Origin of the sequence: Burkholderia cepacia GG4 (assembly GCF_000292915.1) — a bacterium.
In the GTDB taxonomy this organism is placed as follows: Bacteria; Pseudomonadota; Gammaproteobacteria; order Burkholderiales; family Burkholderiaceae; genus Burkholderia; species Burkholderia cepacia_D.
On record NC_018514.1, the window covers coordinates 2,210,585 to 2,233,541 of the forward strand.

Annotated in this window: 21 protein-coding genes and 1 pseudogene; 11 read left to right on the top strand and 11 right to left on the bottom strand. The window is 68.0% G+C overall.

The window, feature by feature from the left end; translation table 11 throughout:
- Positions 1-79: 79 nt before the first annotated feature.
- Positions 80-280, bottom strand: a pseudogene (locus GEM_RS25520) (transcriptional regulator); the annotation flags it as partial.
- Here GEM_RS25520 and GEM_RS25525 point away from each other — a divergent pair.
- The 5 genes from GEM_RS25525 (at position 200) to GEM_RS25545 (ending at position 4,809) form a co-directional block, all read left to right on the top strand.
- On the top strand, positions 200-547 hold the full coding sequence (locus tag GEM_RS25525) for an FAD-dependent oxidoreductase (protein ID WP_014900305.1): 348 nt from the start codon (positions 200-202) through the stop codon (positions 545-547). The pseudogene GEM_RS25520 and the gene GEM_RS25525 sit on opposite strands and share 81 nt — an antisense overlap.
- 210 nt (positions 548-757) lie before the next feature.
- Complete coding sequence (locus tag GEM_RS25530) at positions 758-1,684, top strand: LysR family transcriptional regulator (protein WP_085963802.1); 927 nt, start codon at positions 758-760, stop codon at positions 1,682-1,684.
- 111 nt (positions 1,685-1,795) lie between these two features.
- Complete coding sequence (locus GEM_RS25535) at positions 1,796-2,926, top strand: DSD1 family PLP-dependent enzyme (protein WP_014900307.1); 1,131 nt, start codon at positions 1,796-1,798, stop codon at positions 2,924-2,926.
- A 159-nt stretch (positions 2,927-3,085) separates the two neighbouring features.
- On the top strand, positions 3,086-4,057 hold the full coding sequence (locus GEM_RS25540) for an ornithine cyclodeaminase family protein (RefSeq protein ID WP_014900308.1): 972 nt from the start codon (positions 3,086-3,088) through the stop codon (positions 4,055-4,057).
- Positions 4,058-4,086: 29 nt separating this feature from the next.
- Positions 4,087-4,809 carry an HAD-IA family hydrolase gene (locus GEM_RS25545; protein ID WP_041490828.1) on the top strand — a complete coding sequence of 241 codons (723 nt, stop codon included), beginning with the start codon at positions 4,087-4,089 and terminating at the stop codon, positions 4,807-4,809.
- A 58-nt stretch (positions 4,810-4,867) separates the two neighbouring features.
- Here the strand turns inward: GEM_RS25545 and GEM_RS25550 are convergent, their stop codons facing one another.
- Both GEM_RS25550 and GEM_RS25555 read right to left on the bottom strand, forming a co-directional pair.
- Positions 4,868-5,485, bottom strand: a complete 618-nt coding sequence (locus tag GEM_RS25550) for a glutathione S-transferase family protein (protein ID WP_014900310.1) — start codon at positions 5,483-5,485, stop codon at positions 4,868-4,870.
- A gap of 93 nt (positions 5,486-5,578) precedes the next feature.
- Positions 5,579-5,947, bottom strand: a complete 369-nt coding sequence (locus GEM_RS25555; protein ID WP_014900311.1) for a hypothetical protein — start codon at positions 5,945-5,947, stop codon at positions 5,579-5,581.
- Positions 5,948-6,029: 82 nt separating this feature from the next.
- On the opposite strand from GEM_RS25555, the gene GEM_RS25560 reads away from it, so the two are divergent.
- Positions 6,030-6,497, top strand: coding sequence for a MarR family winged helix-turn-helix transcriptional regulator (locus GEM_RS25560; RefSeq protein ID WP_014900312.1), 468 nt, complete (start codon positions 6,030-6,032; stop codon positions 6,495-6,497).
- A 76-nt stretch (positions 6,498-6,573) separates the two neighbouring features.
- On the opposite strand, the gene GEM_RS25565 is transcribed toward GEM_RS25560, so the two are convergent.
- On the bottom strand, positions 6,574-7,785 hold the full coding sequence (locus GEM_RS25565) for an MFS transporter (protein WP_014900313.1): 1,212 nt from the start codon (positions 7,783-7,785) through the stop codon (positions 6,574-6,576).
- Between the two features lie 70 nt (positions 7,786-7,855).
- Here GEM_RS25565 and GEM_RS25570 point away from each other — a divergent pair, with 70 nt between their 5' ends.
- Complete coding sequence (locus GEM_RS25570; protein WP_014900314.1) at positions 7,856-8,890, top strand: AraC family transcriptional regulator; 1,035 nt, start codon at positions 7,856-7,858, stop codon at positions 8,888-8,890.
- A 58-nt stretch (positions 8,891-8,948) separates the two neighbouring features.
- On the opposite strand, the gene GEM_RS32010 is transcribed toward GEM_RS25570, so the two are convergent.
- Positions 8,949-9,116, bottom strand: coding sequence for a hypothetical protein (locus GEM_RS32010; RefSeq protein ID WP_014900315.1), 168 nt, complete (start codon positions 9,114-9,116; stop codon positions 8,949-8,951).
- A 56-nt stretch (positions 9,117-9,172) separates the two neighbouring features.
- Entirely contained in the window at positions 9,173-11,065 is a 1,893-nt protein-coding gene (locus GEM_RS25575) for a DUF3857 domain-containing transglutaminase family protein (RefSeq protein WP_014900316.1), read from the bottom strand.
- Between the two features lie 351 nt (positions 11,066-11,416).
- On the opposite strand from GEM_RS25575, the gene GEM_RS25580 reads away from it, so the two are divergent.
- Genes GEM_RS25580 through GEM_RS32015 form a run of 3 tightly spaced genes read left to right on the top strand, consistent with a single transcriptional unit; the run spans position 11,417 to position 12,148 of the window.
- A complete protein-coding gene (locus GEM_RS25580; RefSeq protein WP_014900317.1) occupies positions 11,417-11,602 on the top strand; it encodes a hypothetical protein in 186 nt (61 codons plus the stop codon).
- Between the two features lie 46 nt (positions 11,603-11,648).
- Positions 11,649-11,924, top strand: a complete 276-nt coding sequence (locus tag GEM_RS25585) for a hypothetical protein (protein WP_014900318.1) — start codon at positions 11,649-11,651, stop codon at positions 11,922-11,924.
- A gap of 53 nt (positions 11,925-11,977) precedes the next feature.
- Positions 11,978-12,148, top strand: coding sequence for a hypothetical protein (locus GEM_RS32015; RefSeq protein WP_014900319.1), 171 nt, complete (start codon positions 11,978-11,980; stop codon positions 12,146-12,148).
- A gap of 123 nt (positions 12,149-12,271) precedes the next feature.
- Here the strand turns inward: GEM_RS32015 and GEM_RS25590 are convergent, their stop codons facing one another.
- The 3 genes from GEM_RS25590 to GEM_RS25600 form a co-directional block, all read right to left on the bottom strand.
- A complete protein-coding gene (locus GEM_RS25590; RefSeq protein WP_014900320.1) occupies positions 12,272-12,592 on the bottom strand; it encodes a DUF1840 domain-containing protein in 321 nt (106 codons plus the stop codon).
- A 283-nt stretch (positions 12,593-12,875) separates the two neighbouring features.
- Positions 12,876-13,268: a DUF3617 family protein gene (locus GEM_RS32020; RefSeq protein WP_272148406.1), complete on the bottom strand. Its 393-nt coding sequence runs from the start codon at positions 13,266-13,268 to the stop codon at positions 12,876-12,878.
- Between the two features lie 29 nt (positions 13,269-13,297).
- Complete coding sequence (locus GEM_RS25600; protein WP_014900322.1) at positions 13,298-15,268, bottom strand: APC family permease; 1,971 nt, start codon at positions 15,266-15,268, stop codon at positions 13,298-13,300.
- A 463-nt stretch (positions 15,269-15,731) separates the two neighbouring features.
- On the opposite strand from GEM_RS25600, the gene GEM_RS25605 reads away from it, so the two are divergent.
- Complete coding sequence (locus GEM_RS25605) at positions 15,732-16,595, top strand: crotonase/enoyl-CoA hydratase family protein (protein ID WP_014900323.1); 864 nt, start codon at positions 15,732-15,734, stop codon at positions 16,593-16,595.
- Between the two features lie 51 nt (positions 16,596-16,646).
- On the opposite strand, the gene pdeR is transcribed toward GEM_RS25605, so the two are convergent.
- Together pdeR and GEM_RS25615 are read right to left on the bottom strand one after the other, a co-directional pair.
- Positions 16,647-18,650, bottom strand: coding sequence for a cyclic di-GMP phosphodiesterase (gene pdeR, locus GEM_RS25610; protein WP_014900324.1), 2,004 nt, complete (start codon positions 18,648-18,650; stop codon positions 16,647-16,649).
- 664 nt (positions 18,651-19,314) lie between these two features.
- A complete protein-coding gene (locus tag GEM_RS25615; protein ID WP_014900325.1) occupies positions 19,315-22,953 on the bottom strand; it encodes a hydantoinase B/oxoprolinase family protein in 3,639 nt (1,212 codons plus the stop codon).
- Between the last annotated feature and the right edge of the window lie 4 nt (positions 22,954-22,957).

The following is a 22,957-nucleotide window of genomic DNA, read 5'->3' on the forward strand; positions in this document are numbered from 1 at the left end:
AACGGCGCGCGGATTTTGCGCCGCGCCGGATTGCGTCGGACTGCCGGCTAGTTGCCGTCGGCCGCGATGTTGCGGCGCGTCAGCGCGGCTTGCGGCGACGTGCCGCCTTCGCTTCGAATTCGCGCGACAGCATGCCGAGCGCGACTTCGCCGAAGCGCGCGAGCAGCGCCGCTTCGACCTCCTTCAGCGTGGCCGACAGATGCGCGTTGACCGCCTGTTCGACCAGGCATTCGGGCGCATCCTCGGCCACCAGATCGGAAAACACCGGCGGCTCGCCGACGGGCAGGTCGTGCCGATCGATGCGTTGTTCGTCGGCGCGCGGACGGAGATGGCCAGCGATCTCGCGCAACAGCTCGGCTGCGCGTTCGACGAAGGGCCGCTCGGCTCGGCGATTCGCGTCGATACGTGGAAGCAGACGAGCGTCGCCGGCGTGTACGCGGCCGGCGACGCATCGAGCCTGATGACCAACGCGACGTTCGCATCGGCATCGGGCGTGGCGGCCGGCGTGGGCGCACACCGGTCGCTGATCTTCGGGCTCGATGCGTGAAGTGGACGAGGCCGCGTGCGGCGTGACGCAGCGTCATCCCGCTTGCTGTACGCGATCGCACGATCAAGGCCAACTCCATTCGCCGGGCATGCACTCCCGTGCGTCGATCCGCACACACGCTTGTCGAGATCCGAACCTCCGTCGATGGATTCACGACGTGATGTGATGTGATGTTTAATGCTCGGCAACGCCAGCATTAAGAGAAACGAAATGCTCGACCTCGACGACCTTCGACTCGTGCGCGCGATCGGCGCGTCGCGTTCCTTGGCATCCGCCGCGCGCTTGCTCGACCTCACTCCGCCCGCGGTCACCATGCGCCTGCAGCGGATGGAGGCGCGCTTGAACGTCAGGCTCGCCGTGCGGCAGTCGAAAGGCATCGCGTTGACCGAAGAAGGTCAGCGGCTGTACCAGGAAGCCGTCGACATTCTCGAGCGTGTCGAGGCACTGCCGGTCAACCTCTCCGGCGACCGCGGCGACGTGCAAGGCACGCTGCGCGTCGTCGCGCCGTTCGGCTTCGGGCGCAAGTACGTCGCGCGGATCGTGCGCGACGTGCAGCGCGCGCATCCGAAGCTCGAGATCTCGCTGCACCTGTCGGAAAGCCCGTTGACCAGTGCGTCGGGAGCCGACGTGGTGATCCATGTCGGCAGCCTGAAATCGTCGTCGTGGATCGGCTATCCGCTCGCGCCCAACGAGCGCTTCCTGTGCGCGAGCCCCGGCTACGCGCGTCGCATCAACGCACTGAATCATCCGTCCGACCTGGCCCGCTACGACTGTCTGTGCCTGCGTGAAAACGACGAGGACGTTCCGCGCTGGCGCTTTTCGCAAGCCGGCGACGGCAAGGGCGAATCCCGACGATCGGCGGTGATCCGCGTCACGGGCGCGCTGTCGTCGAACGACGGCACCGTCATCACCGACTGGGCACTGGCCGGGCTCGGCATCGTGGAACGCTCCGAGTGGGACGTCGCGCCGCTGCTGGCGAACGGCAAGCTGGTCAGGCTGCTGCCCGACTGGCAGCTGCCGCCCGCGCCCGTGACCGCGCTGCTGCCGTCGCGCACCGGCCGCTCCGCGCGGCAACGGGTTTTCCTCGAAGCCGCGACGCAGTTTCTCGATCCGCCACCGTGGCGCGGCAAGGCATGAGCGCCGTCCCGCGATTAAATATTGCTTAATGATCGATTTGGCATGCGTTAAACATACGGCATGCCAAACGCCCTACGATGTTTGCATCGGTAATCCTCGAAGCAACGCATCATGGGCATCCCTCCCCTCAATACCCCCGCCGCATTGATCGACGTCGATCGCATGCGTGACAACATCGCACGCATGCAGGCGCATCTGGACGCGCTCGGCGTCAGGTTCCGGCCGCACGTAAAGACGACCAAGTGCCGGCACGTCGTCGACGCGCAGCTCGCGGCGGGCGCGCAAGGCATCACGGTGTCGACGCTGAAGGAGGCCGAACAGTTTTTCGCGGCCGGCGTGCGCGACATCGTCTACGCAGTCGGGATGATTCCCGCCAGGCTCGGCCAGGCGCTTGCGCTGCGCCGGCAGGGCTGCGACCTGAAGATCGTCGCGGACAGCCTGCAGACCGCGAACGCGATCGCAGCATTCGGTCGCGAGCACGGCGAGCGCTTCGAAGTCTGGATCGAGATCGACGTCGACGGCCATCGCTCGGGGATTCCGCCCGACGACGACCTGCTGATCGACGTCGGCCGTGCGCTGAACGACGGCGGCATGACGCTTGGCGGCGTGCTCGCGCATGCCGGCTCCAGCTACGAATACGACACCCGCGAAGCGCTGGTCGCTATCGCCGAGCAGGAGCGCAGCCGGACCGTGCGCGCCGCGGAGCGTCTCAGGGCAGCCGGGTTGCCCTGCCCGGTCGTGAGCATCGGATCGACGCCGACCGCGCTGTCCGCGGAGCGCCTCGACGGCGTGACGGAAGTCCGCGCGGGCGTGTACGTGCTGTTCGACCTCGTGATGCACAACATCGGCGTGTGCGCGCTGTCCGACATCGCGCTGTCGGTGCTGACCACCGTCATCGGACACCAGGAAGAAAAAGGCTGGGCGATCGTCGACGCGGGCTGGATGGCGATGAGCCGCGATCGCGGCACGCAGCGGCAGGCGCGGGATTTCGGCTACGGGCAGGTGTGTACCGAAGACGGCGAAGTGCTCGGCGAGTACGTCATGAGCGCGGCCAATCAGGAGCACGGTATCGTGTCCCGCAACGGTACGCCCGACACGGGCATCGCGAAGCGGTTTCCGATCGGCACCCGTTTGCGGATCCTGCCGAACCACGCGTGCGCGACCGGTGCGCAGCATCCGGAATACCGCGCGCTGAGCGGCGACGACACCATTCAGACCTGGCCGCGCTTCTACGGGTGGTAGGGATCACTCGGGCGCGGTCGGTGCAGTGACGTGATGCGCCGATTTCCGACGACGAAACCAGCCACCGCACGCTCGTCAGAGCGACATTTACGATTCGTCTAAATCTGTACAAACTATATAATCCGCGATTCGCTTTGCACCTCAAGAGGCTCGCCCACCATGCCGTCAGACGCCCAACTCCTTCTTCTCGACCGCGATGTCGTCGAACCGGCCCTTCAAGCCGAACAAGTGATGGCGGCGGTCCGCGAAGCCTTCGTGTTGCACAGCCAACGCGCCGGACGCGTGTTCCCGGTCGTGCGCGAGAAGTTGCATACCGGCGGCGTGTTTGGCATCAAGTCGGGTGACGTCGCAAGCCAGGATCTGCTCGGCTTCAAGGCGGCCGGGTTCTGGCCCGGTAATCGAAGCCGGGGCGGTGAGCCGCACCAGGCGACGATCGCGCTGTTCGATCCGGCCACGGGCCGCCCGCTTTGCATCATGGACGGCAACGCGATCACCACCGCCCGGACCGGTGCGGCCGGGGGCTTGGGCCTGCAGGCGCTGGCCCGCCGCGACAGCGCGCGAATCTGCGTGTTCGGCACCGGCGTGCAGGCGCGCGTCCAGCTCGACTATGCGATCAGGTTGCTGCCGCAACGGTGCTCGGTGCTGTACGTGAACGTCAGCGGCGAATCGGACCCGGTGTTCGAATCGGCATTCCGCGAACGCTGCGACATCCGCGTCGCACGGGACCGCAACGATGCGGTGGCCGACAGCGATGTGGTCATCACGGCAACGCCGGGCGGCGGCCCGCTGTTCGACGCGGACGCAGTTCAGCCGGGCACTCACCTGACCTGCGTCGGCGCGGACACCGCCGGCAAGCGCGAACTGCCCGAAGGCGTGCTGGAGCGCGCGCGCATTTTCGCGGACGATCACGAGCAGGCGCGCAGCATCGGCGAGTGCCAATGGGCGCCCGATCTGCCACGCACTGAAATCGGCGAGGTGCTCGCCGGGACCGTGTCGGTCGATCGCGCGCCGGGCGAGATCACCGTGTTCGACATGACAGGGCTCGCGCTTCAGGACCTGACCGTCGCGCGCTTCCTGTATCGGCAGGCCGTCGAGAATGGCGCGGGACGCTCCGTCCCGTGGCCGTGGTGAACGGCGAGCGCGTGGTATCTTCCATCGCCATGCATCCCTCCAAAGTCTCCGCCATCTCGTTCGACCTCGACGACACGCTGTGGCCGTTCTGGCCCTCCGTCGAACGGGCCGAAGCGTCGCTTCACGCCTGGCTGATCGAACATGCGCCCAATACCGCGAGCGTACTGCCCACGTCGCAGGCATTGAGCCAATTGCGCGACGAGTACGAGCGCGCGCGGCCCGACCTCGTCAGCGACTATCGTGCGTTGAGAATCGGATCGATCCGCCTTGCGCTGGAGCGGGCGAACGAAGACGTCACGCTGACCGACCGCGCATACGACGTGTTCTATACCGCGCGAAACCAGGTCGAGTTCTTCGACGATGCGTTGCCGACGCTCGCGTGGTTGAGCGCGCGGTTTCCATTGATCGCGGTGACCAACGGCAACGCGGACCTTCGGCTGACCGGCGGCGGCGAGTACTTTCGCGAGACGCTCAGCGCGCGTGCGTTCGGGTTCGCGAAACCCGAGCCGGAGATCTTCCATGCGGCCGCCGCGGCGCTCGGCGTGCATGCGGCGGAACTGCTTCACGTCGGCGACGACTTTCACCTCGATGTCGTCGGCGCGTTGAACGCGGGGCTTCAGGCGGCCTGGGTGGTGCGCCACGCTGGCCAGGAAGCGGAGCACGCTGCGCATCGTGCCCCGTCTCCTCATCTGACCATTCGCGACCTGTCGACGCTGTGTCGCGTGCTCGGTGGGCCGGTCGAGGTGTCGTGACCGCGAGCCGGCGGGATAACGCAGTCGATCACGCCCGTCGACCTGACCGACCACCGCTTCACGCCGCCTTGCGGGCCTCCGCGATCCGTTGCGGCGCCTTCGGCCGCGCGTAAAGCCGTTCGAGATATGCGCGCAATTGCGGGAACGGTTCGATCAGGTGGCATTCGCTCGCCCAGTCGATCAGATAAACCGTCACGCAATCGGCCACCGTCAACGCGTCGCCGACGATGAATTCGCGCCCTTCGAGATGCTTGTCGAGGATCGCGGCCATCGTCGCGAAATCCTCGCGTGCCAACTCGATATCGGCCGGCGAGCGCTTCTCCGGCGGATAGATGAACGAATGCCGCGTGATGCGCCACAGCGGCTGCTCGAGCTCCGTCACCGCGAACATGACCCACCGATACGCCTGCGCACGCAGTGCCGGATCGACCGGCAGCAGCGCCTTCTCCGGATACTTGTCTGCGAGGTACAGCACGATCGCGGCCGACTCGGGAATCACGAGATCGCCGTCCACCAGCACGGGCACTTTGCCGGCCGGGTTGATGCGCAGGAATTCGGGCCGCTTGTGCTCGCCCGCCAGCAGGTTGACCGACACGAACTCGAAATCCGCATCCAGTTCCTTGAGCCCCCAGAGCGCGCGTTGCGAGCGCGTGCCGGCGAATCCGTAAAGCTTCATCGCAATGTCTCCATCGAAAATGTCGGGGAACATCCGCGCCCGCAGGTCACGGCCCATCGGCCGCGACGACCGCGCGCACGGCGCCTGCGCCGTTCACATGCCGGGCACCGCGAGCACCGGCATCACGTCGATCGCCTCGCCCGGGAACAGCGTGAAATGCGGATGGCCTTCGAACAGCGCGGCCGCCGCCTCGTGCGACGCGGCACGCACGACGGTAAACCCGCTCATCGCATTGGCGGTGTCCGTGACGCCGCCCTTGCCGATCGTCTTGGTCTTGCCGAGCGGCCCGCCGAGCTCGACGATCGCGTCGCGATGCCGGTCGACCCACGCATGCCACGCGGCGATCCCCTCACGCTCCCGCGTGCGACGCTCGTCCTCCGGTAGCGCCTGCCACGCCTTCATGGCCGCGCTCTCCTTGCTGCCGAGGAATACCGCGAGATACAACTGCTGTTGAGCACTCATGCTTCCTCCGTCCGATGGCGGGAGCGACGGGGCGCCGCTCCTCGCCCTTGACACGATAGGTTGATATCAACACAATTGCAACATGGCACGCAAAGAAAAGCTCCCTTTCGAAACGACGCTAATGGTGCGCGATTGCTGTCTGTGCCTGCACATGCAGCGCGCGGCGCGCAATCTCGCGCGCATCTTCGACGACGCGCTGCGTCCGCTGGATCTCACCAACGGCCAGTTTTCGTTATTGATGTCGTTGAACCGGCCGCAACCGGCCGCAATGAAATCGGTCGCGTCGCTGCTCGCGATGGACCGCACCACGCTGACGGCCGCGCTCAAGCCGCTCGAGCGGCGCGGCCTGGTGACCATCACGCAGGACCCGGACGACAAGCGCAGCCGCCTGCTCGAACTCAGCCCGGCCGGCCATCAGCTGCTCGCCGAAGCGTTCCCGCTGTGGCAGCAAACGCACGCCGACATCGAACGGCCGTTTGCGGCAGGAGAAGTCGATGTGTTGCGCGGCCAGTTGCGCGCGCTGTCGGAGGATCCCGCCACGCGCGGCTGAAGCGCCCGCCCGCCGGTTTCTCGACGTACCGGACAACAGGCCGACCCATACTCGAATCGATCGGCCTGCACCTGCGTCATTCAGCCAGCGCAGGCGCCACGCCGACCCGCTTCGGCACGCCGGTCACGATCGTCGCGACCGCCACGGCCAGCACCGCAGCCGCCCCCAGGAACACGCCGCCCGCGCCGTTCGCGTCGAACACGACGCCACCGGCCGCTGCGCCCGTCGCGATCGCGAGCTGGATCGCCGCGACGATCAGCCCGCCCGCGCTCTCGGCCTCGTCGGGCACGGTGCGCGTGACCCACGTCGACCACGCGACCGGTACGCCGCCGAACGCCATCCCCCACAACGCGACGAGCACCGCGTCGATGACCGGCGCACGGCCGAGCGCGACGAGCGCGATACCGAGCACGACCATCAGCGCCGGCATCCCGATCAGCATCGGCCGCAGCCGGTGCTCGAGCACGCGGCCCGCGAGCGACGTGCCGACGAAGTTCGCAATGCCGTAGCCGAGGAGGATCGCCGACAACCCGTTCACGCCGACGCCGGCAACCTGTTCGAGGAATGGCCGCAGATACGTGAAGAACGCGAAATGCCCGGTGAACACGAGGATCGTTGCGAACATCCCGAGGCCGACGGTCGGCCGGCGCAGCACGTCGACGAGCGTGCGCAGCCGCGTCGTGCCGCTCGGCGGCATCGACGGCAGCGTCATGACCTGCGACACGAACGCGATGCCGCCGAGCCCAGCCGCGATCAGGAACACGTTGCGCCAGCCGATCAGGTGCCCGAAGTAGCTGCCCATCGGCGCAGAGGCGATCGTCGCGACCGCCACGCCGCTGAAGATGATCGACAGCGCGCGCGGCACCATCGCGGTCGGCACGAGCCGCATCGCGGTAGCCGTCGCCATCGTCCAGAACCCGCCGAGCGCGACGCCGAGCACGACGCGGCCGATCAGCAGCGTCGTCAGGTCGGGCGCGAACGCGACCGCGAGATTCGACACGACCAGCAGCACCGAGAACGCGAGCAGCACGCGCCGCCGGTCGATCGTGCGGGTCAGCGCCGAGATCAGCAGGCTCGTGACGAGCGCGACTGTCGCGGTGGCCGTGACGGCCTGGCCGGCCACGCCTTCGCTCACGCCGAGGCTGTCGGCCATCGGGGTGAGCAGGCTCGCGGGCAGGAATTCGGCCGTGACGAGACCGAACACGCCGAGCGTCATCGCGAAGACGGCGCCCCAGGCCGGCTCGCGGGGGGCCGCCGTGGTGGCGGCAGAGGAGATTCCGGGATTCATGGGTCGTTCCGAGTGGGATAGGGAAAATACTGATGACGGCGTATCGTAAGGAACGACGGCAGGACGGTCTATGACATACAATCCGTTCTTGTTGATCAATCGTCCGAATCTTGCGATGTCCGAGCCCCTGCTTCCCCCCGTGCCCGACGTACACGACCTCGTCAGCGAACTGCTGCTGGGGATGCGCCTGAGCGGCGTGCAGTACCGCCGCATCCAGGTGCCGCGGCCGTTCGGGCTGAACTTCGGCCACGCGCCGGGCCGTGCGCAGTTCCATTTCGTCGGGCGCGGGCCCGTGCTGCTGCGCGACGCGGCCGGCACGACGGTGCGGCTCGAGGCCGGCGACGCGATCCTGCTGCCGCACGGCCGCACGCATGCGCTGGTGTCCGATCCGGACGCCACCTGCCGCGAGATCGGCGGCTTCGAGGTCGCGAAGATCTGCGACACGGTCGCGTCGGTGGGCGCGACGTCGTGCGCCGCGCTGGAGCCGGCCGCCGGCGATGCGCTGATCTTCAGCGCGTGCATGGAACTCGATCTCGGCGGCATGCAGCCGCTCGTCGGGACGATGCCGGAGTTCATGCACGTCGGCACGCTGCTCGCGCGCTACCCGGAAATCCGCCCGATGCTCGATGCGATGGAGCGCGAATCGTGCGCCGAGCGCGCGGGCTTCGCGGGCATCCTCGCGCGGCTCGCAGACGTGGTCGCGGCGTTCATCGTGCGCGGCTGGGTCGAGTGCGGGTGCGGCGACGCGACGGGCTGGGTGCAGGCGCTGCGCGAACCGAAGCTCGGCCGCGCGATCGTCGCGCTGCATCGCGACCCCGGGCGCAACTGGAGCGTCGCGGAACTGGCCGCCGAAGCGGGCGTGTCGCGCTCGGTGTTCGCCGAGCGCTTTCTCGCGGCCACCGGGATGACGCCGGTGCGTTACCTGACCGAACTGCGGATGCGGCTCGCCGCGCAGTGGATCGCACGCGACCGCGAGACGATCGAGGCGGTCGCATACCGGCTCGGCTATGGGTCGCTCGCGGCGTTCAGCCGCGCGTTCAAGCGCGTGATCGGCAAGCCGCCGGGCGCGATGCGGGCGGAAGGCGAGGCGCACGCCGACGCGTGACGCACAACGCAGCGCGCCCCGGCATCACGAAACCCGGCGCCCGCCGTCACGATTCCGCTCAGCCGCTGCGCGCGTCAAGCTTGTCGACCAGCGCCGTCGCACACTGCACCGCCAGCGCCGCGCACTGCTCCGCATCCACGGTCGCGCCGTTCGTGACCATGCCCTGCACGATCCGGCCCAGCAACTCCCTCGAGAGATCGGCGATCTCCTGGTCTCGTTCCGTCATGATGTCCCTCCTGCGCGTCGGCCGATGACGGCGACGCGCTCACTGCCTTCACCCATTCAACGCCCCTGCGCCCGCACGACGATCTGCGCCTGCGTATCGCGTTCGATGCGTTCGAGCACCGCGCGCAGCGCCGCGAACTCATCGGGCGTGCAGACCTGCCGGCCGAACTCGGCCTTCATCCGCCGCGTGACCTGCACGACGCGCGCGGCCGCATCGAATACGTAATGCGACGTGAACTCGACGAAGCGGTCGTGCACGGCCGTATCGGCCGGCAGGTCGGTCACCGCGACGTCGGCCGGCAGCGCGATCTGGCCGGTCTCGTCGAACGTGCCGCCGATGCACGCCCACGGCTGCGTGCGTACCGGTTCGGCCAGCCAGCCCTCGACCTGCGTCGCGATGCCGCCCGTGAGGCTCGACAGCGCGGGCACCGCAGTCGTGCCGTCCGGCCACACGACGTGGTCGAGCGTGCCGGTGAAGGTCACGTCGAACGGCCCGTCCGTCACGCGGCGATCGCTCGTCGCGATCTGCGCGCGGCCGCGCAGTCCGCTTTGCCGCACGCGTTCGTTCGCGAGCTGCCGGATGCGGTCGGGCGGCGCGCGGCGAAACAGGTTGCGTTCGAGTTCCGCCGTCCAGCCGTCATCCTCGACGAGCGCATGAAACCGTGCGACACCCGGCTGGGCGGCATCGATCTCCACCCGCGCGGTGCGGCGCCGCGGCTGCGCGGCCGGCGTGCGCGACAGCACACCGGTATCGACGAGCAGCGCCGGCCGATCCATCACGATCGGCGGCAGGTAGCCGAACGCGATGCCGGCCGTCGTGGTATCCGCGTATAGCCCGAGATCGGGCAGCCACGTGATCGCGTGGTTGATCGCGCCGCCGCCATAACCAGGCACGGACGGCAGCGTGTACACGGAGCCGAGATTGATCAGCACCGCTTCGCTGCGGATGCCGACCGCCGCCAGCAACGCGCCGAACAGCGCGACGTGGTCCTTGCAGTCGCCGTAGCGGTTGCGCAGGATGTCCGTCACGCGATGCGGCGCGGCGGCCGTCTCGCCGAGAAAGAGCGCGACGTAGCGCACGTTCGCCTGCACCCAGTCGTACAGGATGCGCGCCTTGTCATGCGGATCGGCGGCGTCGGCGGTCAGCGCGCGCGCAAGTTGCACGACGGCCGGATCGGCCACGCTCGGGTCGACGGCCGCATCGCGATAGCGCGCGGCGAACGCCGCGTAATCGGGCAGCGTGGACACCACGAGCCGGTCGCCGTAGGTCGGATAGCCGACCGAGCCGTTCTCGATCCGATCGTACGGGCCGTGCCGATACTCGAACGCGTAGCGCGTACGGCCGTTCGCCGTGACGGGCGGCAACGCGACGTAGCCGCGCGCGTCCGCATGCAGCGGCAGGTCGGCCGGCACGTCGAAGATCAGCCGCTGGTTGTCCACCGGCTCGCGCGACGGTTCGACGTAGTAGCCGAAGTAGCCGGCGTTGACCGGCTTCGTGCGCGTCTTGCGGAACACGATGCGCGTGCTCGACCCGGCCTCGACGCCGGGAAACACGACGGTGCGCAACAACCCGTCCTGAAAGGTCGGCGCACCGGCCGAACGCGGCTCCTGTACGTCGCGGATGCCGTCGGCGCCGACCGGATGCGCGACACCGTCGCGATCGATCGTCTCGGCCGCGACCAGGTCGACCTTCTCCAGGTTCTTGTCGAACCACACGTAGCGCTGCGCGATCGCGTCGATCCCGTTCGCATCGTTCGCACGCAGCGTCGAATCGTCTTCCTCGTCGAGCGAGCCATCGTGCTGAAGCACGAACAGGTGGACATCGCTGACCAGCGTCACGGGCGCTTCGTCGCGCGGATCGGCAAGCGCGGGCCGCGCAAGCGCAACGGCAGCGACGGCGAGCGCAACCGCGCAGCGCCGGCCGGTCAGGCGGAACGGAAAACGCACCACGTCGAAGCTCTCCGCACGTTCGTGTTCAGGTCGGGGCGCGACCGACACCCATCGGCACGGACAAGGCTCCGTCCCGCGTGATGTGCGCCGGTCGCTGAGTCCAGTGTGGGAGACGTGCCGGCGAGCGTCAAGCCGCACGGCGGCAGGCCGCGCCGCACGACATTCCGGCCGGCGCGGGACCGCCGCGAGGCACACGTGCGGATAGCTCCGTTTCACGTCAGGCTCCCCGTGCGATCGATTTTTATATCATGTTGTGATATATAATCGAGGCAGGTCAAGCGTGCGTGCGGCGGCGCCGAAACGCATGAAGGTTCGGTGAAACCGGCACGCCGACATGGGGAAGGAGACATCATGCTGATCAACAACGATTTCGAAATCGGCTACCTCGTGATCGCGTTCGCGCTGCTGGGCGTGATCCTGTTCGGTGCGCTGCTGACGGCGCTGCATCTCGAGCGTTGGCACCCGAAGCTGGTCGGCGCCGCGATCGGCGCGCTGCTCGGCATCGCGCTGATCGAAGCGATGCCGATGCTGACGTGAACACGGCGCGGGGTCGGAACGACCGGCGCCCGCGCAGGGAATCGCCATGGAATCACCGCTCTGCCTGACCTATCGCCAATGCGGGATCCGCGCGGGCGCGCTGGTCGACGCGGTGGCCGGCGAAGGCTTCGAGCTCGGCGCGCTGTACCCGCCGCTCGCCGTCGTGTACTGGCGCGATGCCGGCGGTCGCCACGAGGCGCACCTGCTGGCCCCGAAGCACCACGTGTTCCGCGACGATACGGACGCGGTCAGGGTCTCGATCGCGCTGGCCAAGCGCTTCATCGATACGAAGCCGGCCGGCACTTTCACGCCGGCAAGCTGACGCGCTGACGCCGGCCCACGGCGCACCTCGTCCCTCATCCTGCCGGAGGCGACATGGAAAACGGTATCGTCCAGACCCTCGTGCTGCTCGCGATTCTCGTGCTCGCGGTGCTGTTCTTCGCGGCCCGACGCGGCCGCGACCGCACGCGCGACAAGCTGCTGCACCGGTCCGCGCGACGCTCGACGCGCTCGCATACGCATACGCATACGCATCATCGTCCGTAATCGCGCCGCGCATAAAAATCGGCCGACGGCACGGCGTCGTTCGACGCCACACCATCGGCCTTGCAGCGGAGGTCCGGCTCCGGGGCGGCCGGCGCGCGTTACGCGCCGGCACGCCCCACATCCCTACACGCCCCACATCACGTGCCGCCCCTGTTCCTGGGCCGCACGCATCATGTCCAGCAACGGCCACGCGCGCTGCGCGAGCCCGCCCGCATGCGGCGACAACTCGGTGCGCTGCGCGGGCGTCGAACGCTCGTGCGCGCTTTCCCGCGTCGCGTCATCCCTGATCGCCTGTTCAAGCCGCGCGATCGCGTCGGGCAATTCGTCCGATGAAATCACGCCGCGAACGTCGAGCCCCTTGCCGACGAGTCCCAGCAGATACTGGGCCAGATCGCGCAACATCACGATATCCGGTGCGGCGGATGACCGAAACGTAACCATCATCGTCGTTTCCCGTGGTCGTCGCCGCGAGACCGTACGGCGCTAGCCGCCGCCGGCCGCGGCGAGGCCGGCCGGTCATCCTGCTACGCCCGGTCGCCGCCCCGTTCTTCTGAACCGGACGTTCGCCCGGCACGATGCGCGCATGGCGTGGCCGGGTTCGTTTGCGGCGTAGCGGCCGGATGACGCGACGGCCTGCTTTCATTTTATGTCACGTTGTGATGCATTCAAGTGCCCGGCCCCGGAATGCCTTGCGCCCGACGCACCCGACGCGCCGCAAGTCGATGCGTCAGCGGCAATCGCCGACGCGCTTGCCGCGCCACGTCCACGCGCGCGTGTATGCGCCGGCCTGCGCATGCTGTCCGCGCAGCTTTCCCTTCCGGTCGTAGCGCATCGGCGTGACAGCACCGGTCACGGTGCGCTTGCCGCGTCCCTGTTCGTTCGCGCCCGCTAGCGCGCCCTTCAGCGTAGCGCCGGCGTTGTTCCGGTTCGTGATCGTGCAGTTGATGTTGTCACGCTTCAGAACGGGTGAACGATGTGACTGCGTGCTTGACAAAGTCTCTCCTGAAAGATTTGCAGTCCGATTGATTGCGGCAAAGCGCCGCGCATCTTGGCAAATCGTTCCGGCCCATTCGACTGCCGAGCGCCTTCCCTCGAGCCGGCGCGATGAGATCGTTTTCACGCGTCCTCGGCACCCGGCCGCCCGCACCGCTAGCCGACGTTCATCGGCAGCAGCACCATCTGCCGGCCCTCGACGTGCAGTCGCGCCTGCAGTTCGACGGGCGTCTGGTTGTGCAGCCACGCCGTCAGGAAGTTCACGCGCCGGAAGATCAGCTTGCTGGCGAAGCACACGGCATTCGGATACGCGTCGAGCGTCGCCGACGCGAGGTTCATGAATTCGACGACCGGGTTCGTGCCGAACGCGATCCGGTAGTCGGCCGCAATGCCGTTGCGGCGGCAATGCGCGACATAGTAGTCGAGCGATTCGGTGATCGTGTGACGCAGCCGTTCGAGATGCTCGTGCCCGTCGTATGCCTTCGCGTCGACTTCACCCACCGCGAGGAAGATCACGTTGCGGAAGTGCCCCGGAAACAGGCGATTGACCCACAGCAGCGCGTGCATGCTCGCGCCGCGATGCTTGCCGACCAGCAGCACGGCCGTCGGCTGCGACGGATCGGGCCGGCCCGGTGCGGCGGTCTCGTCGACGTCCGGCGGCGGCCCCGAGAACAGCGCGTCTTCCTTCGCGAGCTGCATGCGCGTGTACGCGTAGTGGCGGTTGATCATGAAGCACAGCGCGATCACCGCGCTCGTCACGAGCACGGTGAGCCAGCCGCCGGCCGTGAACTTCTCGATCAGCGTGATGACGAGCACGGTCGCCGTCACGCTCAGCCCGAGCGCCGACAGGCAGAAGTGCTTGAACCAGCCCTGCTCGCTGCGATGGCGCCACCAGTACGTGCACAGCCCGAGCAGCGACATGCTGAACGTGAGGAACACGTTGATGCTGTACAGCACGACCAGCACGTCGACGCTGCCGTGCGTCCACAACAGGATCAGGAGGCTCGACAGGCCGACGACGATGATGCCGTTCTGCCGCACGAGGCGCGTCGACAGGTCGCGGAAATGGCGCGGCACCCACGAATCCGACGCCATGTTCGACAGCACGGCCGGCCCGTCGAGAAAACCCGTCTGCGCGCCGACCATCAGCAGCCCGGCCTCGAACGCGAGCACGGCCGCGAGCAGCGCGTGCCGCGCGAACGCGGACCCGAGCCCGAGATGATCGATCACGCTGCCGAACACGACCGCGTTGAGCGTCTCGCCTTCGACCGGTCGCGCATGCCACAGCATGTACAGCAGGATGATGCCGCCGGCCGTGAACGCGAGCGACGTCGACATGTACCACATCGTCACCTTGCCGTTGGGCACGCGTGGATCGGCGAGCATGTTCACGTTGTTCGACACGGCCTCGAGGCCCGTATAGGTGCCGCCGCCCAGCGAGAACGCGCGCATCAGCAACGCGAGCATCACGAACGTGCCGAGCGATTGCGACATCCCGTGCGCCTCGTGCACCGCGTCGGGCACGATCAGCGCGAGGTTGCTGCCGTGCGCCGCGACGCCGTACACGATCAGCCCGAAATGCAGCACGACGAAGCCGATGAAGATCGGCAGCATCACCATGATCGATTCGCGCATCCCGCGGAAGTTGAGCCCCGTCATCAGCAGGATCAGCACGATCTCGGTCGTGAGCTTGAATGCCTGTGCGCTCACCGGCAGCAGGCTGAAGAACGCGTCGACGCCGCTCGCGAGCGACGTCGCGACGGTCAGCACGTAGTCGACCAGCAGCGCCGCGCCCGACACGAGGCCGGGCTTCGCCCCGAGCAGCGACGTCGCGACGCGATAGCCGCCGCCGCCGGTCGGGAACAGTTCGATGACCTGGTTGTAGCCGAGCGCGATGACGAACACGGTGGCCGCGGTGGCGAGCGCCAGGAACAGCGCGAGCGGCGTGTGGTGCGCGAGCGCGAGGTACGCCTCCTCCGGGCCGTAGCACGACGACGACAGACCGTCGGCACCGAGCCCGACCCAGGCCAGCAACGGCGTCACGGCGATCGCGTGCCGCGTGCGCGGATCGAGCGGGTCCAGCGGCTTGCCGACGAGCATCTGCCACACCTTCTGGAATCCGGTCATGGTCCCCTCCCGGAACGCCGGACCCGGCGGCGTCATCCTTAAAAGCTAGTCGACGCCCGGCCGCCGCGCCAGTCCGCACATTCCATGAGAGCCGGCCGGCGGCCTGGCGTCGCTTTCGATGCGTAAGCGAACGGCACGCCGCCCCCGCTCCACGCAGCCATCCCGCGCCGCGCACCGGCCCCCCCCGCATCGGCGCGCCTCGCCGCGGCCACCGTGTGCGCGAGGCCGGCCGCGTCCCTTGGCCCATCACGCGATCACGCCACGACCGACGTTCGCACGCCTTGCAAGGTTCGCACGGACGCGATTCACGCCCGCCCCCCGCTCGTGCGTTGTTCCCCGCAATTCCACTTTTGTGTGCGCGCAACAATGGCGGTGCCTCGCGACCGGCGTCATGCGGAAAGCCGGTTTCCCCGCGCAGCGCCGGTCGCGGCGGTTTTCAAAAACCACAACTCGAGGACATACCATGCAACTCCAATCCCATCCGGCGTGCCGCCCGTTTTATGAAGCAGGCGAACTCACCCAACTGACCGCGTTCTACGAAGAAGGCCGCAACGTCATGTGGATGATGCTGCGATCGGAGCCGCGGCCGTGCTTCAACCAGCAACTCGTCACCGACATCATCCATCTCGCGCGCGTCGCGCGCGACTCGGGCCTGCAGTTCGACTTCTGGGTGACGGGCTCGCTCGTTCCCGAGCTGTTCAACGTCGGCGGCGACCTGAGCTTCTTCGTCGACGCGATCCGCAGCGGCCGGCGCGACCAGCTGATGGCCTATGCGCGCTCGTGCATCGACGGCGTCTACGAGATCTACACGGGCTTCGGCACCGGTGCGATCTCGATCGCGATGGTCGAGGGCAGCGCGCTGGGCGGCGGCTTCGAGGCCGCGCTCGCGCACCACTACATGCTCGCGCAGAAGGGCGTGAAGCTCGGTTTTCCCGAGATCGCGTTCAACCTGTTCCCGGGCATGGGCGGCTATTCGCTGGTCGCGCGCAAGGCGGACCGCGGGCTCGCGGAATCGCTGATCTCGTCCGGCGAAGCGCATGCGGCCGAGTGGTACGAGGATCGCGGGCTGATCGACCAGACGTTCGATGCGGGCGACGCGTATCTTGCGACGCGCACCTTCATCGACGTGATGAAGCCGAAGCTCAACGGCATCCGCGCGATGCTGCGTGCGCGCGATCGCGTGTTCCAGCTCACGCGTTCGGAGCTGATGGACATCACCGAGGAATGGGTTCACGCGGCGTTCACGATCGAGCCGAAGGACCTCGCGTACATGGAACGCCTCGTGATGCTGCAGAACCGGCGCGTGTCGAAGCTGCGCACGGTGTAACGTGACCGGACCGCGCCGCCGCCCGCGCGGCGGCGCGCCGCAATGGCAGGCTCAGGCGATCAGCCTGAGCTTTCTCGTTTCCGCGAGCCAGGCCTCGAAGGCCTGGGCCGGCATCGGCCGCGCAAAGTAGAAGCCCTGCGCGTGGTCGACATTGATCTGCTTCAGGAACTCGGCTTCCGCGTGCGTTTCGACGCCTTCGGCGATCACCGAGAAACTCAGCGCCTTCGCGAGCGACACGACCGAGCGCACCAGCGCCTGCGAGCGCGGGTTGCGGTCGATGCCCGTGATAAAGCTGCGATCGAGCTTGATCGAATCGAGCGGCAGGCGCGACAGTTGCGACAGCGACGAATAGCCGGTGCCGAAATCGTCGAGGTGAATCTCCGCGCCCAGCTGGCGGAACTGATTCATCAGCTCGTGCGCCGCTTCTTCATCCTCGATGAAGCTGCTTTCGGTGAGTTCGATGTCGACCAGGCTCGACTTCTGCCCCGCGCCGTCGAGAATCGACGCGAACTGATCGACGATGTTCATGTCCTGCAACTGCCGCGCGGATACGTTCACCGCGATCCGAACGTCGAGCCCCTTCGCCTTCCACGCGGCGGCCTGCGCGGCCGCGGTGCGCATCACCCAGCGGCCGAGCGGCGCGATCAACCCCGACTCCTCCGCGAAGCGGATGAACTCGATCGGCGCGACGAGCCCGCGATCGGGCGACTGCCAGCGAATCAGCGCCTCGACGCCGTGCACGTCGCCGGTGGCGATGTCGACGACCGGCTGGTAATGCAACACGAACTGCTCTTCCTCGAGCGCCTTGCGCAGGTTCGTGTCGAGCCACATGTACTTCGCGACCTTCTGGTTCATCTCCAGCGAGAACACGCGGTACGTGTGCTTGCCCTCTTCCTTCGCGACGTACATCGCGGTGTCGGCGCTGCGGATCAGCGTTTCGAGCGAATCGCCGTGCTGCGGATACATCGCGATGCCGATCGAGCAGCTCGTGTAGACCTCCACCAGCCCGAGATGGATCGGCGTACGCAGTCGCTCGAGGATGATCTGCGCGGTCGCCTCGAGCAGCGGCCGCGTGCCGTGCTCGAACAGCACGAGGAATTCGTCGCCGCCGAGCCGCGCGAGCGTCGCGCCTGACGGCAGGCAGCCGCTGATGACCGCGGACACGTCCTGCAGCAGGCGGTCGCCGGTGATGTGTCCGTAGTGGTCGTTGACGCGCTTGAAGTTGTCGAGATCGAGGAACAGGATGCCGACCTGGCCGCGCATGTCGGTGCGGTCGGCTGTCAGCGCGACATGGATGCGCTCGCTGATTGCATGACGGTTCGGCAAGCCGGTCAGCACGTCGGAATTCGCGAGTTCGGTGAGCCGCCGCTGCGCGTTGCGTTCCTCGGTGATGTCGATGCCCGAACAGATCAGGAACTGCTCGTCGGCACCGCTGCCGCTCTGCACGAACTTGTTGCGGAACTGGAACAGGCGCGGGCCGTTGACCGTGTTGATGTAGCGCTCGACCGCGTACGAGCTGTTGCTCGCGAAAAAACCGCTGATGTTGCTGCGCGACTGCGCACCCTGCTCGGGGCTCATGAACAGTTCGAACGCGCTACGGCCGATCACGTCGACCTCGCGCTTGCCCGTCACCTCCTCGCACAGACGGTTGAAGCGCTGCACCCTCCCGTTGCGGTCGAGGATCACGACGAGCGAATTCACTTCGGACACGACCTGCTCGGCGAACGCGAGCCCGTGCGCGAGATCGCCCGCGACGGACGCGGTATCGGAATAGGCAGAGGCCGTGCCGGCCCACAGGGTCGTGTCGACCTTCCTGCCGACCAGATGCAGGCTGACCCGATCGCCGAACAGCGCGAGTTCAAGCACGAGGTGCGACGTGACGCCGGTCAGCGCGCGAATCTGCGCGGCCTGCCCGGTCGTCAGCGCAATCGCGACATTGGTCAGGCCGCGCACGGCGGCCAGTTCGAGTGCATTGCTGTCGGTGCCGAGGCTCCAGCATGGGCTGCGCGTACCGAGATGCGCCTCAAGCACCGCGCTATCGTTTTCGTCATCCATGGACACGCCCCGATGCAGAAAAAACGCACAGTGTAGACGGACACGAACGGACCGCCCCCGATCCCGGCGCGCGCGACGCGCGTACCCGGAAGGGCAGTCGTGATAGCCGTAACAGCGACCCTCGTTCCGTACTTGTTTCCAACTAATGCGACCCGGCGTTCGCGCAGATGCGCGCAGGTTTTCCCAACGAATGATGGGACCCATCTTATCAAATGACGATCAGGATTGGCACCCACATTTGGAACGGGGTGTCAAGGAATCGGAATTCGATTGGCACGGCGGACTTTTCGTGTTTAGCGCCGTGCGCACGACCGGCCGCGGCGGCTTGAACGGGGCCCGCGGAACCGGCCGAGCGCCCCGCCGGACGGGCGTTTGCGGGAACATCGCGGCCCGCCGGAAGCGGCTCGCGGCGGGGCGAAATGAGAGGGTCCGATCGCATTGCGTCGAACCGGCATTGCACCATTTGCATTGCCGTTCGCGTCTCCAATGCGCGGAATTATTCCCGTACCCGTTGCAATTTCGCGCCGATTTCCGGGAAGGGCGTGTTTGACGGAACGCGCGGCTTGCGTGCGACCTCGCTCATGGAACCGGTACGATCGGCCGCCCGGCACGCGCGAACGCAGCGCGGCGGGCGGGCGCCACTGCCCCCGCCGCGCTGCGTCGTTCAGACTGCCGTGCCGTATCCGCCGCCGCCCGGCGTCTCGACCACGAACACGTCACCCGCCGCCATCTGCGCGCGGCCGATATGCTCGAGCGTCTCGACCGTGCCGTCCGCGCGCTCGATCGTGTTGCGGCCGAGCGCGCCCGCTTCGCCGCCCGCCGCGCCGAACGGCGCATGGATCCGGTTGTTCGACAGGATCGACGCGGTCATCGGCTCGAGGAACCGGATCCGCCGCACTGCGCCGTCGCCGCCACGCCAGCGCCCGCCGCCGCCGGAACCCGCGCGCAACCGGTGCGAGTCGAGCCGCACCGGGTAGCGCCATTCGAGCACTTCCGGGTCGGTCAGCCGCGAGTTCGTCATGTGCGTCTGCACCGCGCCGACGCCCGCAAAGCCGTCGCCCGCGCCGCTGCCGCCGGCGATGGTCTCGTAGTACTGGTATCGGTCGTTGCCGAACGTGAAGTTGTTCATCGTTCCCTGGCTCGACGCGACGCAGCCGAGTGCGCCGTACAGCGCGTTGGTGATCGCCGATGACGTCTCGACGTTGCCCGACACGACCGCGGCCGGATACTCGGGGTTCAGCATCGAGCGGGCGGGCACGATCACCGTCAGCGGCTTCAGGCAGCCGGCGTTCAGCGGGATGTCGTCGCCGACCAGCGTGCGGAACACGTACAGCACGGCGGCCATGCAGACGGCCTTCGGCGCGTTGAAGTTGTTGTCGAGCTGCGCGGACGTGCCGGTGAAATCGATCTCCGCCCGGCGCGCCGCGCGATCGACGCGAATTGCGACGCGAATCTCGGCGCCGTTGTCGAGCGGATAGCGGTACGCGCCGTCCTGCAGCGCGCCGATCACGCGCCGCACCGCTTCTTCCGCGTTGTCCTGCACGTGCCCCATGAACGCGAGCACGACGTCGCGGCCGAACTGCGCCACCATCCGCCGCAACTCGTCCACGCCCTTCTGGTTCGCGGCGACCTGCGCGCGCAGGTCGGCCATGTTCTGCTCGACGTTGCGTGCCGGGTAGCGGCCGGAGGCCAGCAGCGCGCGTGTGTCGGCATCGCGCAGCACGCCCGCCGACACGAGCTGCCAGTTGTCGATCAGCACGCCCTCCTCGTCGATGTGCGTCGAATCGGGCGGCATCGAGCCCGGCGTCGTGCCGCCGATGTCCGCGTGGTGACCGCGCGAGCCGACGTAGAACAGCGGCGCGTCCGAACCGTCCGCGAACACCGGCGTGATGACGGTGACGTCCGGCAGGTGCGTGCCACCGTGATACGGATCGTTCAGCATGAACACGTCGCCGTCGCGCATGCGGCCGCGATTGCGCTCGATCACCGTGCGGATGCTCTCGCCCATCGAGCCCAGGTGTACGGGCATGTGCGGCGCGTTCGCGATCAGGTTGCCGTCGCCGTCGAAGATCGCGCATGAGAAGTCGAGCCGTTCCTTGATGTTCACCGAGTATGCGGTGTTCTGCAGCCGCAGCCCCATCTGCTCGGCGATCGACATGAACAGGTTGTTGAAGATCTCGAGCCGCACCGGATCGGCGTCGGTGCCGAGCGAACGGCGCGTCGGCAGCGGCGTCGTGCGCGTCAGCACGAGGTTGCCCTGCGCGGTCATCCGCGCGCGCCAGCCGGGCTCGACGACGGTCGTGCCGTTCTTCTCCGCGACGATCGCCGGCCCGTCGATCGCATCGCCGGCCAGCAGCGTGTCGCGCACGTACAGCGCCGCGTCATGCCATTGGCCGCCGGAATAGAAGCGCACGGCGCTGTGCGCATGCGGCGTCGCGTCATCGTCGCGCGGCGCGAGCGGCGCGACCTCGACCGGCGCATCCGACCGGCCGATCGCCTCGACCGATGCCAGTTCGGCCACCAGCGGCACGCCGGGCATCAGGAACGCGTAGCGCTGCCGGTAGGCGGCCTCGAACGCCTGCTGCATCGCGTCGACGCTGCCGGCCGGCACGTCGAGCGCGGAATCGGTGCCCTGGTAACGCAGGTGCACGCGGTGCTCGGTCGCGATGCGCTCCGGCGGCACGCCCTGTTCGAGCAGCGCGCCGACCGCGTCGTCGGTCAGCCGGTCGAGCGTCGCGTTCAGCGCCGGCAGCGACGCATCGGACAGCACGGCCTCCACCGCGCGCTCGCGCATCGCGGTCTGGTCGGCGAGGCCCATCCCGTATGCGGACAGCACGCCGGCGAGCGGATGCGCGAACACCTGCGTCATCCCGAGCGCGTCGGCCACGCCGCAGGCGTGCTGGCCACCCGCGCCGCCGAAGGTCGTCAGCACGTAGCGCGACACGTCGTGGCCGCGCTGCACCGAGATCTTCTTGATCGCGTTCGCCATGCTGCCGATCGCGATGTCCAGGAAACCTTCGGCCAGTGCCTCGGGGGTGTCGCGCCGCCCGGTCGCCGCGTGGATCGCGTCGGCGAGCGCCGCGAACTTCGCGACCACGCCGGCGCGGTCGAGCGGTTCGTCCGCGTGCGGGCCGAACACGCGCGGGAAATGGTCCGGCTGGATCTTGCCGAGCATCACGTTGCAGTCGGTCACCGTCAGCGGGCCACCGCGCCGGTACGCGGCCGGCCCCGGATTCGCGCCGGCCGATTCGGGCCCGACGCGCAGCCGCGCGCCGTCGAAGCCGAGCACCGAGCCGCCGCCGGCGGCGACCGTATGGATGCTCATCATCGGCGCGCGCATCCGCACGCCGGCCACCTGCGTCTCGAACACGCGCTCGAATTCGCCGTTGTAGTGCGATACGTCGGTCGACGTGCCGCCCATGTCGAAGCCGATCACCTGGTCGAAGCCGGCCGCGCGCGCGGCGCGCACCATCCCGACGATGCCGCCGGCCGGGCCGGACAGGATCGCGTCCTTGCCCTGGAACGCGTCGGCGCGCGTCAGCCCGCCGCTGCTCTGCATGAACTGCAGGTTCACGCCCGGCATCTCGTGCGCGACCTGCTCGACGTAGCGGCGCAGGATCGGCGACAGGTACGCGTCGACCACCGTCGTGTCGCCGCGCGACACCATCTTCATCAGCGGCGACACCTCGTGCGACACCGACACCTGCGTGAAGCCGATGCGGCGCGCGAGGTCCGCCAGTGCGCGTTCGTGCGCGGTGTAGCGATAGCCGTGGATCAGCACGATGGCCAACGCCTGCACGCCCGAGTCGAACACGCGGCGCAGCGCCGCTTCCGCGCGCTGCAGATCCAGCGGCACCACGACATCGCCGTGCGCGCCGACCCGCTCGTCCACCTCGACGACGGTCTCGTACAGCGCATCGGGCAGCACGATGTCGAGATCGAACAGGCGCGGCCGGTTCTGGTACGCGATGCGCAGCACGTCGCGAAAGCCGCGCGTGGTCGCGAGCGCGGTGCGTTCGCCCTTGCGCTCGAGCAGCGCGTTGGTCGCGACGGTCGTGCCCATCTTCACCATGTCGACGCGTGCGGGCGTGATCGGCTCGCCGTCGGCAAGGCCGAGCAGGTGGCGGATGCCGGCAACGGCCGCGTCGCGGTATTGCTCGGGGTTCTCCGACAGCAGCTTGTGCGTGACGAGCGTGCCGTCGGGCCGGCGCGCGACGATGTCGGTGAACGTGCCGCCGCGGTCGATCCAGAATTGCCAGCGTGCGGCGTCGGAGGAAACGGGGAAAGCGTGTCGGTCAGTCATGGCG

Coding starts and splice junctions, on each gene's coding strand:
- GEM_RS25525 (WP_014900305.1), top strand. CDS start 200: ATGCGCGTTGACCGCCTGTTCGACCAGGCATTCGGGCGCATCCTCGGC.
- GEM_RS25530 (WP_085963802.1), top strand. CDS start 758: ATGCTCGACCTCGACGACCTTCGACTCGTGCGCGCGATCGGCGCGTCG.
- GEM_RS25535 (WP_014900307.1), top strand. CDS start 1,796: ATGGGCATCCCTCCCCTCAATACCCCCGCCGCATTGATCGACGTCGAT.
- GEM_RS25540 (WP_014900308.1), top strand. CDS start 3,086: ATGCCGTCAGACGCCCAACTCCTTCTTCTCGACCGCGATGTCGTCGAA.
- GEM_RS25545 (WP_041490828.1), top strand. CDS start 4,087: ATGCATCCCTCCAAAGTCTCCGCCATCTCGTTCGACCTCGACGACACG.
- GEM_RS25550 (WP_014900310.1), bottom strand. CDS start 5,485: ATGAAGCTTTACGGATTCGCCGGCACGCGCTCGCAACGCGCGCTCTGG.
- GEM_RS25555 (WP_014900311.1), bottom strand. CDS start 5,947: ATGAGTGCTCAACAGCAGTTGTATCTCGCGGTATTCCTCGGCAGCAAG.
- GEM_RS25560 (WP_014900312.1), top strand. CDS start 6,030: ATGGCACGCAAAGAAAAGCTCCCTTTCGAAACGACGCTAATGGTGCGC.
- GEM_RS25565 (WP_014900313.1), bottom strand. CDS start 7,785: ATGAATCCCGGAATCTCCTCTGCCGCCACCACGGCGGCCCCCCGCGAG.
- GEM_RS25570 (WP_014900314.1), top strand. CDS start 7,856: ATGACATACAATCCGTTCTTGTTGATCAATCGTCCGAATCTTGCGATG.
- GEM_RS32010 (WP_014900315.1), bottom strand. CDS start 9,116: ATGACGGAACGAGACCAGGAGATCGCCGATCTCTCGAGGGAGTTGCTG.
- GEM_RS25580 (WP_014900317.1), top strand. CDS start 11,417: ATGCTGATCAACAACGATTTCGAAATCGGCTACCTCGTGATCGCGTTC.
- GEM_RS25585 (WP_014900318.1), top strand. CDS start 11,649: ATGGAATCACCGCTCTGCCTGACCTATCGCCAATGCGGGATCCGCGCG.
- GEM_RS32015 (WP_014900319.1), top strand. CDS start 11,978: ATGGAAAACGGTATCGTCCAGACCCTCGTGCTGCTCGCGATTCTCGTG.
- GEM_RS25590 (WP_014900320.1), bottom strand. CDS start 12,592: ATGATGGTTACGTTTCGGTCATCCGCCGCACCGGATATCGTGATGTTG.
- GEM_RS25600 (WP_014900322.1), bottom strand. CDS start 15,268: ATGACCGGATTCCAGAAGGTGTGGCAGATGCTCGTCGGCAAGCCGCTG.
- GEM_RS25605 (WP_014900323.1), top strand. CDS start 15,732: ATGCAACTCCAATCCCATCCGGCGTGCCGCCCGTTTTATGAAGCAGGC.
- pdeR (WP_014900324.1), bottom strand. CDS start 18,650: ATGGATGACGAAAACGATAGCGCGGTGCTTGAGGCGCATCTCGGTACG.
- GEM_RS25615 (WP_014900325.1), bottom strand. CDS start 22,953: ATGACTGACCGACACGCTTTCCCCGTTTCCTCCGACGCCGCACGCTGG.